We start from the raw sequence: 14,915 nt of genomic DNA on the forward strand, positions 1-14,915 counted from the left end.
CCTTATATATATTTGGAATTTGACGATATTCAGAATGTAAGGCAGCTTAATATAAACAGAGCTTTGCAGATACGTTACATAAAGGGCCCTTATGGACGTATGGGCGGGGACAGGGAGGTTCCTGCCGGATATATTTAAAATCAAGGAGGAAATATTTATGGTAATTCAGCATAATATAGCGGCAATCAATTCTTACAGAAACTTAGGTACCAACCAGAGCGCATTGAACAAGAACCTGGAGAAACTGTCATCCGGTTACAAGATTAACCGTGCAGGCGACAACGCTGCAGGACTTGCTATTTCTGAGAGCATGAGATCCCAGATTAACGGCTTGAACCAGGCAGCAGCCAATGCCAACGATGCCATCGGTCTGATTCAGACAGCAGAAGGCGCCCTGACAGAGGTTCACTCCATGCTTCAACGTATGACAACCCTGGCAACCCAGGCAGCAAACGGTACATACAACTCTGTTGCCCGCGGCAACATCCAGTCCGAGATGAACGAGCTGATTGCAGAGATTGACCGTGTTGCAAACAACACGGACTTCAACGGTATTAAGCCGCTGGAGAGCAAGAATGGTTATGGCGCAAATCCGAGTGCAGTTGGAGGCGCGATCAGCGCTGACAGACCTGGCAGTACCCACAAGATGACCTTCCAGATCGGTCCGACAGCCGGTGAAACAATTCTGGTCAGCGGACAGTCCATGACGGTTTCTGGTATATTTAATGCTACCAGGTCTTCCTACAGCGGAATGGCCAGTGGTACCATGGGTACGGGCCACATCCTGTATGTTGGTACCACCACCACAACCTACGCCAACAGAGCCATCACAGCCATCAAATCAGCTATCGACACCGTATCTTCCTACCGTGCTAAGCTGGGTGCTGCCCAGAACCGTCTGGAGCACACCATCAGCAACCTGGAAGTTACTTCTGAGAATATCACAGCAGCTGAGAGCCGTATCCGCGATACAGACATGGCTGATGAGATTACAAACTACACCAAGAACAATATCCTTCTGCAGGCTGCCCAGTCCATGCTTTCCCAGGCAAACGCAGCTCCTCAGGGCGTATTGAGCCTGTTACAGTAATTCTTTAACAGCAATTGGTACTGGTTCCGCCCTTTCAGGCGGGACCGCCTTAAGAAAAAGCCATTTCAAAAGCAAGAAGCTGAGAAATGGCTTTTTCCTTTACAGACAGAAGGCATGGAGGCATTATTTTGGAGAGACAGGGAGAGGTGCGCATTTCCCAGTGCATGATTGTAAAAGATGAAGAAGAGAATATAAGGAAAGCCCTTTCATGGGGAAAAGGGATTGTCTGGGAGCAGATTGTGGTGGACACAGGAAGCAGGGACCGTACGGTTCAGATTGCAGAATCCATGGGCGCCAAGGTTTATCATTACACCTGGAGCGATGATTTTTCCGCGGCTAAGAACTATGCAATCAGCAAGGCCCGGGGGGAGTGGATTGCATTCCTGGACGCGGACGAGACATTTGCTCCGGGAGACGGGGAAAAGCTTCCGGGGATTTTAAGACAGCTGGAATCTACCAAGGCAGAGGGGATAGCGGCTGGATGGATGCAGCTGGATGAAGAGGGCAGGGTCAGCGCCGCAGGAACCCAGATCCGCATCTTCCGCAACCGGGCTAATCTGGGCTACCGGAGGAGGATTCATGAACAGCTTGGACGGATGGACGGAACCCCCATGCATATTGCTGACGCCACAGGGGAGCTTTCCATTCTGCACAGCGGTTACAGAGGGGCTGCGTGGGAGGAAAAAAAGGTAAATGGAAGGAACCTGAACCTGATCCTTAAGGAGCTGGAGGACCATCCCGGGGACTATGAGATGATGGGGTATCTGGGAGATGAATATTATGCGGCCGGGGATTTGGATAAGGCGGAGTCCTGGTACAGGGAGTCCATTGCATCCATGCCTTCCGTGCTGGATGAAAGGGACCAGAGAAGCGCGGCTACTTTTACATATCTTCTGCAGATTATGGAGGAGAATGGGAATGACATAGATGAGATGAAGCTTATTTATGGGAAGGCTGCGGGACTTCTTCCCAAGGAAGCTGACTTTGATTATTTAATTGGGACATATCTTGCAGCGGACAGGGATTATGCGGAAGGAGTATTGTACCTGGAACGGGCGCTGGACAAGCTTCAAAGATATGGAAGCAATAACCGGGCCATGCTCATAGGCAGCCATTTACGGGAAACATATGAAAACCTGGCTCTTTGCTGCCGGAAGACCGGAAAGGATGAACGGGCGGTCAGTCTGTGTATCGCCGTACTCAAGTCTGCTCCCTATTCCATGGAGGCATTGTACCTTCTGTTGGAGGCATTCAGGGGAAATGATTTCCGCCCGTCCGTGGCTCCTGAAAAAGCCATGGGTATACTGGAACAGCTGTATAGTCTCCATTCGATGAAAGACAGGCTGTTTGTCCTGAAAGCGTGCTCTAAACTGGGATGGCCGGAGCTTGAGGCATATATAAAAAGGCGGTTTACAGCGGAGGAGCTGTCATACATCCGTTCAGCATGGCCCGGCGTCATATCTGCCGGTCCTGAAGAAATAAACTCATAGAGAGGGAGGAACGTAAGATGGGATGCGCAGATGTGCGGCTATCACAATGCATGATTGTCAAGAATGAGGAAACAAACATTGAGCGGGCATTGTCCTGGGGAAAGGACATTGTGTATGAGCAGATTGTGGTGGATACGGGCAGCACGGACCGGACCGTTGAGCTTGCCCGGGCCATGGGGGCAAAGGTGTATGATTTTGAGTGGATTGACGACTTTGCGGCTGCTAAGAATTATGCAATCAGCAAGGCGTCCGGGGAATGGATTGCCTTTTTGGATGCAGATGAGTATTTTCCTCCGGAAGAGGCAGAAAAGCTGATGCCGCTGCTAAACAAACTGGCAAGGACACGGTATTATGTCATGCTCACATCCTGGATGCATGTGAGCCGGGATGAGAAAATCTTTGCAGGCGGCGTACAGACCCGTATCTTTAAGCGGATGGAAGGCCTGCGGTATAAAAAAAGGATTCATGAGGAACTGGAACTGAACGGAGGCAGTATTGTTGAATGCACCGTGGATGCCAGCAATGAATTAGCCATCTTCCACAGCGGGTATGATCTTAGTTCCAGCGAGGATAAGCAGAAGGGGGAACGCAATGCCAGGCTGATTCTTATGGAATTAGAAGAACACCCGGACGATTATGATATGATGGGGTATTTGGGAGATGCCTATTATTCAATCAGGGATAATAACGAGAGGGCAGAGGAGTGGTACAGGAAATCCATTGACCGGATGCCGGCACATATTGATGAGTACGACGTGAGAAGCGCGGTTACCTTCTGGAAGCTCATGACTATTTTATATAAAAAGAATGATGAGCAGGCCATGATGGAAATTTATGACAAGGCAATCCGTCTGATTCCGAAAGAATGTGATTATGATTATGTTGCAGGAAAATTCTATGTGGCAAAGCAGGATTTCAAAAAAGGCGCATATCACCTGGCCAGGGCACTGCAGATCCTGGATAAGCATGGGAGTGTTAACAGAGGGGAGCTTCTCACCGGCAATCTCCAGGGAACCTGGGAACTTCTTGCCATGTGCCATTATCAGAACGGGGACCTGGATCAATGCGTGAAATGCTGTACCGCCCTATTGAAGGCGGACCGTTATCTTATGTCAACCCTGGTCATGATGCTTTGCGCCTTTAAATGGGATGAAGAAAGGGATGCAGCCAAGGCAGCTAATGCAGCCAAAGCCGCTAAGGCCGCCGATGCCGCGGATGTGGCCATGTTCCTTGGAACCCTCTATGACATGAACCGCTTAAAGGACCGTATCTTCATCCTGCGGGCTGCCATGAAGGCGGATTACGGGAATCTGGTGAAGGTGGTCAGGGGCACTTGTTCCCAGGAGGAACTGCAGTGCTTTGACCAATCCATGGAACAGAGAGGCCGGCAGCCTTAGAAAGGCGCCGGTTATCTGTTTTCCATATCATTACAAAAATGCATGAAATCATCCATTATCCGCCGCCCCTTCCGCCGCCTCCCCTACCTTCTCCGGCCCAACCGCCCACAGCGGCGCCCCGTTGTCATGGCTTTGTTTCAGCTCCGCCATAAGCTGGCCCAGTTCCCATTCTTTTGTGCTGTTCTCATAACTGTTGGGGTCTGCGATATGGACATTCCCGTTGTCCAGATACTCTGTAATCAGGATAAAATGTCCGTTATCCGTAAGGGCGCCCTTTCCCATGAGGGCAATCAGGATATGTCCGCTGTCCAGCAGTGATGCCGCATTCCCGGCCGTCCTTTGGTTTACGCTCTCTACCTGGATTCCGTGGGCTGATAAGGAATCCTGTATCAGGTTATGGTAGGAACCTCCCTGGGGAGCGTAGCAGCCATTGGCGGCAGCCCAGTCCGCAGCGGACACAGGAGTGGCGGAGGTGGTTGAAAAGCTGTTGATTATCATGGCAACGGCAGTGGGACCGCAGCCATATTTCTTCATGGGGTCCTGTCCTCCGTACAGATAGTCGCCCCATCTTTGGTCAGCCTGGTTGTAATAAAGCATGGGTCCCATGGCAGTGTTGAGCATGACGGCGTAGGAGGCCCCAACCTGTTCCGGTTCCTTATCAAGGGTCAGGTCATCCAGGCGTCCAAGTTCCTGTGACACTTCCAGGTAGGGGACAGACGGGGAGTCTGCTCCAGGCTGTCCCTGGTCCTGCTGCGGTTCTTGTTCCGGTCCGCCGGCACCGGCTTCCTGGATGGGACCTGCGGCGCCGGAAATAAAGGAATCAGGCGCAGGCTCAGATGTCCGGCCGGACATGCTGCGGTATAAACGGTCCGCCTTTTCCAGGACAGAGGGACCCATGTAAAAGGAAAGGCTGGCCGTCATAATCAGGGCCGATATCAGGATGCCCCCTCTGATTAAAGCCGGATAAGAAGGGGGCTGCTTTCTTTTTTTCACATCTTTCTTTTTCTTCATATCCTTTTTCCGGTCCGTATCAGGACTTGGAGAGCCGGTTTACAACTGCCTGCGGGATGGACTGCAGGGGGGACTGGACACAGACAGCCCCGATTTTATAGGCTTCCATGGGCATACCGTATACGACACAGGTCTCCCGGTCCTGGCCGATGGTATAGGCCCCGTTTTTGCGCATGCGCAGAAGCCCGGCCGCCCCGTCTGCCCCCATGCCGGTCAGAAGGATGCCGATGGCCTTTTCCCTGACCGTGTGGGCCACGGAATCAAACAGCACGTCCACGGAAGGACAGTGGCCGTTCACTTTTTCGCCGGGGCTGCACTGGACCGCATAACCAGCCCCCATACGTACCAGGCGCATCTGCTGGCCTCCCGGCGCCAGAAGGGCCAGTCCGGGGCGCAGCCTGTCCCCGCCCCTGGCTTCCCGGACCTCAAGTTTACACAGCCGGTTCAGCCGCTCTGCGTACATGGCTGTGAATCCGGCAGGCATGTGCTGGGTTATGACAATGCCCGGCATGTTGACGGGAAACTGTTTTAAGACCTCCAGGATTGCCTCGGTGCCTCCTGTTGACGCGCCGATGGCTATGACGGTCCCATTATCTGATTCCGGTTTAAACTGTGATATTACCTTACCGGATATACGGCGGGCGGAGGTGACCGGCGCTGCCTGGGATGCGGGGACGCGGATTTTGGACTGGGAAGCCACAATCAGTTTGGAAATAAGCATGGACAGGAAAGCATCCTTACTCATATGGCTGTTCATATCCGGTTTTCTCACAAAGTCCACCGCCCCGGCAGCCAGGGCGTCAAACACTTTTATGTTGAGGGAGGATACCAATATGACAGGGAGAGGATGCCTGGGCAGCAGTTCTTTTAAAAAATCAAGACCTGACATCCCCGGCATTTCAATATCCAAGGTCAGGACGTCAGGCTTAAGGGCGGGTATTTTCTTTCTCGCATCAAAGGCGTCTGTTGCATATCCTATGATTTCAAGATGTTCATCCTTTGAGAGCTGGGTAATCAGCCAATTTCTGTATACTGCTGAATCATCAATGATCATCAGCCGGATTTTACGTTCCATATCATATCCTTCTTTCTGGTAAATCAGTGTAAATAACCATTACCGTACCTTGCGGTAAATGGCAGGCATTAGGTAATGGTAAGGGCATTCTGTCTTGTTAAGGCTTTCTGAGTGCCCGATAAAAAGATAACCGCCCGGTACGGTTGCGTTGTAAAAACGCCGTACCAGGTCCACCTTTGTGGGCTGGTCAAAATATATCATCACATTCCGGCAGAAAATCAGGTCAAAGGGCCTCCTGAAACGGATGGGCTCCATCAGGTTAAAGGTCCTGAATATGACGTTCTGTTTGATGGCAGGCGCGATGCAGTAGGAGCCGCCGCCGGTTTTGACAAAATACTTCTGTTTCCAGGATTCCGGCACACGGCCCAGGCTTTCCTCCTGATAGGTGGGATTCTGGGCCGTGTTCAGTATCTGCTGGGATATGTCGGTGGCCAGGACCCGGGTATCCCAGCATGAGGCCTGGGAACCGAAAAATTCCTTGAGATACATGGAGATTGTGTAAGGTTCCTCGCCGGAGGAGCAGCCCGCGCTCCAGATGGAGAGCACACGGTCCCGCTCATGGGCCCTGGCCAGGTTGGGAAGGACCGTATCCTTCAGATAATTAAAATGAGCCTCTTCCCGCATGAAGTATGTATAATTGGTGGTCAGCTTATTGAGCATGCTGGTTACCATATCCCGGTTCTGACCGGAAATAATCTCATCCACATAAGGTTTGAAGCTGGTGTAGCCATTGGCCGTAAGCATGTTTGAGAGGCGGCTCACGATGAGCTGCCTCTTTTTTCCAAGGTCAATGCCGTAATTTTTTTTGATATAGGTGTAAAGCCTGTGAAAATCTTCATCTGTTAAAGTTAGCATATCGTGACTCCTGTGGAATATCCTGGCAATTAATACTGGTAGTTGGCAAGGGCGTGGCAGTCAAAGGACATCAGCACACCGCCGTCTTCTATGTTTACCATGCCGTCCAGCAACTTCTGCTGACGCTTAACAGGAATGGGCCGTACGTCCTGGAAATTGATGTCCATGACCTGGCGGACCGAATCCACTACAATACCCAGGGAAATGGAATCAACGTTGAGCACAACAATACATGTCTTGTTGGTGTATTCCACCTCCGGCTTGCCCATGCACAGACGGATGTCCACCACCGGAAGGATCTGTCCCCTGAGGTTAATGATTCCCTTAATGAAGGACGGGACCAACGGAAGGGGGGTGATGGCATAGGCGTTTATGATTTCAATTACATATTTTGTACTGAGGAACAGGACAAGACCTCCTGATTCAAAGGTAAGGCAGCGCTCCACTGAATTGTTCATATCCTCGTTTTCCGGTTCCTGTCCATTCTGGATTTCGATTTGTTCTGACATCATTCATCCCTCCGCGTGTTATATATTTTCAATGGCAGCAGCATGCAGGCTGAGTATATCAAGTATAATGCTGATATTACCGTCCCCCAGGATGGTGCATCCGGTTATGCCGTAATTTTTAAGTTCAAAGCTGTTTAAGTAAGTGGGCAGCGGTTTGACAACCACCTGCTGTTCGCCGATCAGGTCATCCACGAACAGACAGTAGGAGCGGTCGCTGGCCTCCACCCAGAGAAGGATGCCGTCGTCCACGGAAGTGACCTCTGTATCCAGACGGTAGAAGTTATGGAGCCGGATAATGGGGTAAAAGCTTCCCATGCGCTCCACCATCTCATTGCCGTATTCATCAAGGATGATCTGATTGTCTTTTACCTTGAAGGACTGGCGGATATTGGATATGGGAATGGTGAAAATGGAATTTCCCACCGTTACCTTCATCCCGTCCACAATGGCAAGGGTAAGAGGAATCTTCATGGTCATTGTGGTGCCGGCTCCGTCCTCGCTTGCGATGGAGACAGTGCCGCCCACGGATTCCACATTTTTCTTAACCACGTCCATGCCCACGCCGCGGCCCGAGTATTCCGTCACAGCCTGGTTGGTGGAAAAGCCGGGAACCATAATAAGGCTTAAGGCTTCCTTCCGGGTATATTCGCTTTCCGGTTTGGTCAGCAGTCCCTTTTCCTTGGCCTTGGCTAAGAGCTTGTGGGGGTCCATGCCGTATCCGTCGTCTGACACGGAGATGACCACCTCGCTGCTGGTATGGGAGGCGGACAGGATGATTTCACCCTGGGGGTCCTTGCCCGCGGCAATACGCTCTTCTTTTGTTTCTTCTATGCCGTGGTCCATACTGTTGCGGACAATGTGCATGATGGGGTCCTGGATACTGTCCACAATGGTTTTATCCACTTCCGTGTCCTCGCCGATGATTTTAAGGCGCACATCCTTGCCCAGTTTCTGGTTCATGTCCCGGACAATCCGGTTCATTTTCTGGAACACGCCTGATATGGGGACCATGCGCAGGGACATGGCAATATCCTGCAGATCGTCCGTAAGCTTGCGCAGCTGCCGTCCGGATTTCATGAAGTTGTCAAAGCTGTCCCTGGGAAGAAGCTTCAGTTCAGGGGAGGAGGTGACCATGGATTCAGTTATGACAATCTCTCCCACAATATCCATCAGGCTGTCCAGCTTCATCAGGTTCACACTGATCAGGTTCTGCTTCACAGGCGCGTAGTTTGGCTGCGGTGTGCTGCCCTGGGCAAAGGAACCCGGTGTCTGGGCGGGAGCGGACGGGGACGCCGCCTTTTTATTATCCTGCCCCTGGTCGGGCGCGTCCTGTTTTGGTTCCGTATCAGGGGAAACAGACATATCCAGCAGTTCATAGGACCGGATATGGTTCTGTGATTTGATGATATCCTCGGCCTGGGCAGCAGTCTCCCGGTTGCTGAAGGTCAGGAAGAATCCGTTTTCAACAATGGTCTGGCAGGAATCCGGGTTGCTTTCCATGTCCGCGGGATAATAGTTGAAATCCAGTTCACATTCTTTTAAGGAATTGGCTATCATATAGGCGCGGAGGTTTTCCATGCCCACTCCCTCCTCAAGGAAAATGTGGAGACAGCACACTGCCTCAGGGTCCGAAGGGAGGGACCTGTTATCTGCCTTGTCCGCCCCGTTTTTAGAGCCGCAGGGGTCTGGGGCGCTGCCTTCCGGGCTGCTGATTTTTTTTAGGAAACCGTTAATTTCCAGGGCAAAGGAATCCAGATTATCTGACAGGGGAGCGCCCTGCTCCACCTTTTCCACTTCACTTCTCAGAAAGTCCTCTGACCGGAACATAAGGTTGAACAGCTCTTTTTTATGTTCCTGGTTCAGGGATTCAATCCCTTTGTCACGGATATAGAAGAATAAATCCTCGATATGATGTGCGATTATAGAAAGGGAACCGAATTCCATCATGGCAGATGACCCTTTGATGGTATGCATAATCCGGAAAATTTCATTTACATCATCAGATGAAAACTCCCCGCTTTTTTCGTCTGCAACAAGCATCTCGTCTAACTGGTCTAAAAGGGAATTGGTTTCATACAGATACGTATCAAGCATACTTTCCATACCATTATCCATTGTGCTTACACCGCCTTCTTTAAAATTTTAATCATAGTAAAACCATAATTATTTTATCGGCACAAAAAATAAAAGCATAAGGGAAAAGTGAGGACAGCTTGGAATATATTAAAATTTTGTTATATTATGGCGCAAAATGCCGATATACATATTGTGGAATTATGAGAAAGGCGGGAAAAAACATGCGGGAAAACATGAAACAGCAGATGAGGGATATGCTGTCTACCCTGGGAAGGGCGGAAGCAATCCTGGATTCCAGGACAAAGAAGCGGGAAACAGAGGAGATTGCCCGGCTCCTTGAGGATATGCAGGCATCGGCCATGGCAATCGGCACAGCCATAGAACAGGTGGAGGGAGACGGCACGCAGACGGTAAAGCTTCTGGAGGATTACTGCGAACTGCTCTGGCAGTATATGGTGGAGGAGGATTTAAAGGAGCGTTTCTGCAAGGGCAGGCAGCTGGCAGGCAAGCGTGGGGAAATCGGTTCCAGCCTGGAGGCTGAGTTTGAAGTGCGGCTGGAAATCGTTTTCCTTGTGTGCAGAAGCCGGGCCTGGAAGCAGATGGAACGTTTCTACCATCTCATGAAGGATAAGGCAGACTGTTATGTGCTTACCGCATCTTATAAGGAAGAAGATGCATCAGGGGAAGAAGCCGTGATGCATGATGAATCAGCACTCATACCAGAGTCGGTAAAGCCGTTTGGATTCGGACAGTATGACATCCGGGAAAGGAAGCCGGACATGGTCTTTACCGACGGCCCTTATGCCTGTCCGGGCCAGGGGGGAATCCGGCCGGATTATGATTTCATGGAAGTCAGGGAGAACGCGGGGATGGTGTTTTACATGCCCTTTTATGAGGATGAGGAACTGGCAGAGGAGGACCACTGCCGTATACCGCAGGCCCTATATTCCGATATCATCCTGGTCCCGTCCGGGAAGGTCAATGAAATATACGTGAACGCCATGAGCCGCCTGGATAACGGAAGGGACATGATAAAGAAGATTTATGTATTAGATGGTCCGGACGGGTACGGGGCGCTGGCGGATGTATGGAAGGAAAAGCGGTAAAAGCGGTAACTAAGTAAACAGATTTATAAATAAACAGAAGTGCAGGGAATCAGAAAGGAGATATGAAAGTATGGATTTATTGACAGGAATCGCATCAGCCAGTATGGACCTTAAGAGTACGCGTCTGATGACAGATATGAATGTGGCAATGCTGGGCAAGACCCTGGATACGGCACGGGAACAGGGGCAGGCGCTGCAGCAGATGATGGAGTCAGCAGTACCCACAGCGGGAAACCCGCATCTGCTGGATGTATATGCTTAGCCGGTTGAAGCATACGGGCAGGAAGCAGGCTTAACAAGATTTTAACATGTTCCCCGGGAAAAGAAGTTAAGAAAATAAAAAGGGTGTCGATATATAAGATATAAGGAAGAAAAAGGAAAGGACACGAATAAATATGAGAGACCTTAAAATTGCTAAAAAACTGACAGCCGTATTTGCAATCATTATCGCGTGTTTCTGTATTGCCGTGGTTGCCACAATTCTGGGAATGAATAACGTGGGAAACAGTTATGAAAGCTTTTATGTAAATAGTCATGAAGCCATCGTACGTTCCTCCAACATCCGGATTCAGCTTCAGACAGCCATTAAGAGCGTATCCCTGGCCACAGTGGATTCTGATTCATCCAATACGAATTCTTATGTGTCAGAAACAGAAGAGGCCATGAACATGGTAACAACAGAACTGGAGTGGTTCCGGAACAATTATGATGGGGATTTAAGCCTTCTTAACCAGTTTGAGTCCAAAATGAATGCGGTTAAGGATTTAAGGAACAAGATATCAACCCTGGCGCTGGAGAATACGGCAGCGTCAAATGCATCCGCCCAGCAGCTCTTAACAGACGAATATAACCCGAAGGTCAATGACGCAATTGAAGACCTCAGAAGTTTTGCGGATTCCGTTGATGTCCTGGGACAAAAGGATTTTGATACCTCCACCCGTGTACGGAATATGCTTTTAATTGTGGCTATCCTGCTTTCCGTGGCAGCCATTGTGATTGCGGTAATCCTGGCTCTTATGCTGATTCGTGCCATTGTGCCGCCGATTCGGGAAATACAAAAGGGAATGGAGGAGATAGAAGCCGGAAACCTGGATGTCCAGCTCAAATATGAATCCAGGGATGAGCTGGGACAGCTTTCAGACAGTGTCCGGGGCATGGTGGATTCCCTGAAAGCCATTATCCATGATGAAGATTACCTGTTTGCAGAGCTGGGAAATGGGAATTTTGACGTCCAGACCCGTAATGCGGATAAATATGTGGGCGATTTTACCTCCATACTTACCTCCATTATTAAACTGAGAGATAATCTCAACAGCACACTCATGCAGATCAACCAGTCCGCGGACCAGGTCTCAGCCGGTTCTGACCAGGTCTCATCCGGCGCCCAGGCCCTGTCCCAGGGAGCCACGGAACAGGCTTCTTCTGTGGAGGAGCTGGCGGCTACCATTAATGAAATATCCGGCAATGTAAAGGCCAATGCGGAAAATGCCAGGGAGGCCAGCCGTAAAGCGGCTCAGGTCAAGGACCAGGCAGGGGAAAGCAGCCGGCGCATGCAGGAGATGCTTTCTGCAATGACGGATATCAGCAGCAGTTCGGGCGAAATCGGGAAAATCATCAAAACCATTGAGGATATTGCCTTTCAGACCAATATATTGGCGTTAAACGCAGCAGTGGAAGCTGCCAGGGCAGGAGCGGCAGGAAAAGGTTTTGCCGTGGTTGCTGATGAGGTGCGCAATCTTGCCGGCAAGTCTGCGGACGCTTCCAAGAATACATCTGCCTTGATTGAAGGTTCCCTTCACGCAGTGGACCGGGGCACCAGGATTGCCAACGAGACAGCGGATGCCCTGAACCAGGTGGTGGACGGGGTCCAGAGCGTAACCGTAACCATAGATAATATTTCCCGCGCCAGTGATGACCAGGCTGTTTCCATTGGCCAGGTTACCCAGGGCATTGACCAGATATCCAGTGTGGTCCAGACGAATTCAGCCACAGCTGAGGAGAGTGCTGCTGCCAGTGAGGAGCTTTCAGGCCAGGCCCAGATCCTTAAGAACCTGGTGGGGCAGTTCCAGTTAAAGACAGATGGAACAGGAGCGCGTGGTCCGCAGTCCGCGCCTGCACCGGTACATGCACATACGGATATGTCCGGTTTCGGATATGAAAGCGGGGAAAAATACTAAAAGGGTGCTGCCCTTAAGCCGGTTTTCATGGGAAGGTTAGTATGAACATATTATTTGTAAAATATTTTCTTATTGGGGCGGTGGTTATCGGGGTATTTACATATATAAATAGCCGCCGGTAAATGGAACTGGTATATAAAAGGCTGTAAAACCAGCATCAACAGGTTGGTTTTACAGCCTTTTTTTCGTGTTGGTGTAAAGATTTTGTTAAGATTTTATTATTTGTGTCAAAATAATGCCGATATATGATGTAAGGAGGTAAATACAAATGAAAAATTTAAAGATTCGTTCAAAACTGTTTATTCTTGTGGGGATGCTGATAGTGGGGCTGATAGCGTTGGGAATGACTTCCCTCAGCTTCATGTCTAAGATTAACGGCAGCAGTACCATACTGGCGGAGAACTGGCTGCCGTCCACCATAGCAGCGGAAGAGTTAAATACCCTGACATCGGATTACCGTATCAATGAATTTGCCCATATCGTGGCCCAGGACCAGAAAAGCATGGCGTCCTATGAGACGGAGATGGAGCGTATTAAGGGGGAAATTGATGCGACATTCAATAACTATACGTCCAATCTGGCGACAGATGATACAGACAGGAGCATGATGGAGGATGCCAGGGCTGCCTGGCAGGAATATCTTTCCATCCATGACAGGATGATTACACTCAGCCGTGAGAATCAGACCCAGGAAGCCATGAGATTGGTAAACGGAGAGGCCAAAACCCTCTTTGACCAGGCATCGGCAACTCTGCTTAAGGTGGTGAACTTTAATACGGAGGGCGGGACCCAGGCCAGTCTGGATGGCGACGAGCTTTATTCCGGGGCGCGGCTCATCATGACAGCAGTCATTATCCTGCTTGTTGCGGCAGGAGTTCTGTGTTCCGTCTATGTGGTCAGGAGCATCACTTCCCCGGTTAAGGAGATTGACCAGGTGGCAAAGAACATAGCGGCCGGGAACCTGGACGAGGAAATCCGTTACAGCTCCAGGGACGAACTGGGAACCCTTGCAGTCAACTTTAATTCAACGGTGAGCAGGCTGCGGGATTATGTGAATTATATTGATGAGATTTCCAAGGTTCTGGACCAGGTGGCAGAGGGGAATCTGGTGTTCCAGCTGACCTATGATTATGCAGGGGAATTTGCCAAGGTAAAAACAGCCTTAACCAATATATCGGATTCCCTTAATAATACCATGGCCCAGATCAGCCAGTCTTCTGACCAGGTGGCAAGCGGCAGCGAGCAGGTATCCGACGGAGCCCAGGCCCTGTCCCAGGGAGCCACGGAACAGGCTTCCTCCATTGAAGAGCTGGCAGCCACTGTCAACGAGATATCTTCCCAGGTAAAGCAGAATGCGGATAATGCACAGAATGCCAGCGACCGGGCCAATGAAGTGGGAAATGAGGCAGCGGAGAGCAACCGGAGGATGCAGGATATGCTGTCTGCCATGGGGGAAATCAGCGAACGTTCCAGCGAGATTGGAAAAATCATTAAGACCATTGAGGACATTGCATTCCAGACCAACATCCTGGCGCTGAACGCTGCGGTGGAGGCTGCCAGGGCAGGCGAGGCAGGGAAGGGATTTGCGGTTGTGGCGGATGAGGTCAGGAACCTGGCCAGCAAAAGCGCGGAAGCATCCAAGAATACGGCGGCACTGATTGAAAGCTCCCTTAAGGCAGTGGAGAATGGAACGAAGATTGCGGACGAGACGGCCATGTCCTTAAATGAGGTGGTGACCGGTGTGCAGGATGTGACGGGAACCATCAATGAGATATCAAGCGCGTCAGAGGCACAGGCCAGGTCCATCTCCCAGGTGACCCAGGGCATTGACCAGATATCCAGCGTAATCCAGACCAATTCCGCAACGGCAGAGGAAAGCGCTGCTGCCAGTGAGGAATTATCAGGCCAGGCCCAGATCCTTAAAAACCTGGTCAGCCAGTTCCGCCTTAAGACCACTGGAGGAAGCAGCTTCGGGACACAGGCTGAGGCCCATGCATCAGTCAGCAGGCCGTCCTCTCCTGTATCGGCAGGCGGGGATAAATATTAAAGTATGAAATTGGAACATAAAAAATAAAGTAAAAAATAAACCCCATGCTGATCTGTACCGGTTCAGCATAGGGGATAGGAAT

Annotated in this window: 12 protein-coding genes; 7 read left to right on the forward strand and 5 right to left on the reverse strand. The window is 50.5% G+C overall.

Annotation, left to right across the window (positions count from 1 at the left end; all coding sequences use genetic code 11):
* Positions 1–157: 157 nt before the first annotated feature.
* From LI015_RS01700 to LI015_RS01710, 3 genes are all read left to right on the forward strand, one after another.
* Complete coding sequence (locus tag LI015_RS01700) at positions 158–1,090, forward strand: flagellin N-terminal helical domain-containing protein (protein WP_117626722.1); 933 nt, start codon at positions 158–160, stop codon at positions 1,088–1,090.
* Positions 1,091–1,218: 128 nt separating this feature from the next.
* The gene (locus tag LI015_RS01705; protein ID WP_227123870.1) at positions 1,219–2,580 is read left to right on the forward strand and encodes a tetratricopeptide repeat-containing glycosyltransferase family 2 protein; all 1,362 of its coding nucleotides are present in this window, start codon (positions 1,219–1,221) and stop codon (positions 2,578–2,580) included.
* Between the two features lie 17 nt (positions 2,581–2,597).
* Entirely contained in the window at positions 2,598–3,977 is a 1,380-nt protein-coding gene (locus LI015_RS01710; RefSeq protein WP_227123872.1) for a glycosyltransferase family 2 protein, read from the forward strand.
* A gap of 48 nt (positions 3,978–4,025) precedes the next feature.
* On the opposite strand, the gene LI015_RS01715 is transcribed toward LI015_RS01710, so the two are convergent.
* From LI015_RS01715 to LI015_RS01735, 5 genes are read right to left on the reverse strand one after another with little or no spacing between them, the layout of a single operon-like run.
* The gene (locus LI015_RS01715) at positions 4,026–4,988 is read right to left on the reverse strand and encodes a C39 family peptidase (RefSeq protein WP_227123874.1); all 963 of its coding nucleotides are present in this window, start codon (positions 4,986–4,988) and stop codon (positions 4,026–4,028) included.
* 19 nt (positions 4,989–5,007) lie between these two features.
* A complete protein-coding gene (locus LI015_RS01720) occupies positions 5,008–6,063 on the reverse strand; it encodes a protein-glutamate methylesterase/protein-glutamine glutaminase (protein ID WP_118017690.1) in 1,056 nt (351 codons plus the stop codon).
* A 39-nt stretch (positions 6,064–6,102) separates the two neighbouring features.
* On the reverse strand, positions 6,103–6,918 hold the full coding sequence (locus LI015_RS01725; protein WP_021895291.1) for a CheR family methyltransferase: 816 nt from the start codon (positions 6,916–6,918) through the stop codon (positions 6,103–6,105).
* Positions 6,919–6,947: 29 nt separating this feature from the next.
* Positions 6,948–7,427: a chemotaxis protein CheW gene (locus LI015_RS01730; RefSeq protein WP_024725857.1), complete on the reverse strand. Its 480-nt coding sequence runs from the start codon at positions 7,425–7,427 to the stop codon at positions 6,948–6,950.
* 18 nt (positions 7,428–7,445) lie between these two features.
* Positions 7,446–9,542 carry a chemotaxis protein CheA gene (locus LI015_RS01735; RefSeq protein ID WP_118017692.1) on the reverse strand — a complete coding sequence of 699 codons (2,097 nt, stop codon included), beginning with the start codon at positions 9,540–9,542 and terminating at the stop codon, positions 7,446–7,448.
* Between the two features lie 182 nt (positions 9,543–9,724).
* Here LI015_RS01735 and LI015_RS01740 point away from each other — a divergent pair, with 182 nt between their 5' ends.
* The 4 genes from LI015_RS01740 (at position 9,725) to LI015_RS01755 (ending at position 14,833) form a co-directional block, all read left to right on the forward strand.
* A complete protein-coding gene (locus LI015_RS01740) occupies positions 9,725–10,609 on the forward strand; it encodes a hypothetical protein (RefSeq protein WP_227123876.1) in 885 nt (294 codons plus the stop codon).
* 70 nt (positions 10,610–10,679) lie between these two features.
* The gene (locus LI015_RS01745) at positions 10,680–10,871 is read left to right on the forward strand and encodes a YjfB family protein (protein ID WP_227123878.1); all 192 of its coding nucleotides are present in this window, start codon (positions 10,680–10,682) and stop codon (positions 10,869–10,871) included.
* 133 nt (positions 10,872–11,004) lie between these two features.
* A complete protein-coding gene (locus LI015_RS01750; RefSeq protein WP_118017696.1) occupies positions 11,005–12,786 on the forward strand; it encodes a methyl-accepting chemotaxis protein in 1,782 nt (593 codons plus the stop codon).
* A 268-nt stretch (positions 12,787–13,054) separates the two neighbouring features.
* Entirely contained in the window at positions 13,055–14,833 is a 1,779-nt protein-coding gene (locus tag LI015_RS01755; RefSeq protein ID WP_117626675.1) for a methyl-accepting chemotaxis protein, read from the forward strand.
* The last annotated feature ends 82 nt before the right edge of the window (positions 14,834–14,915 follow it).

This window comes from Enterocloster sp. 210928-DFI.2.20 (assembly GCF_020554465.1).
Classification (GTDB): domain Bacteria; phylum Bacillota; class Clostridia; order Lachnospirales; family Lachnospiraceae; genus Enterocloster; species Enterocloster bolteae.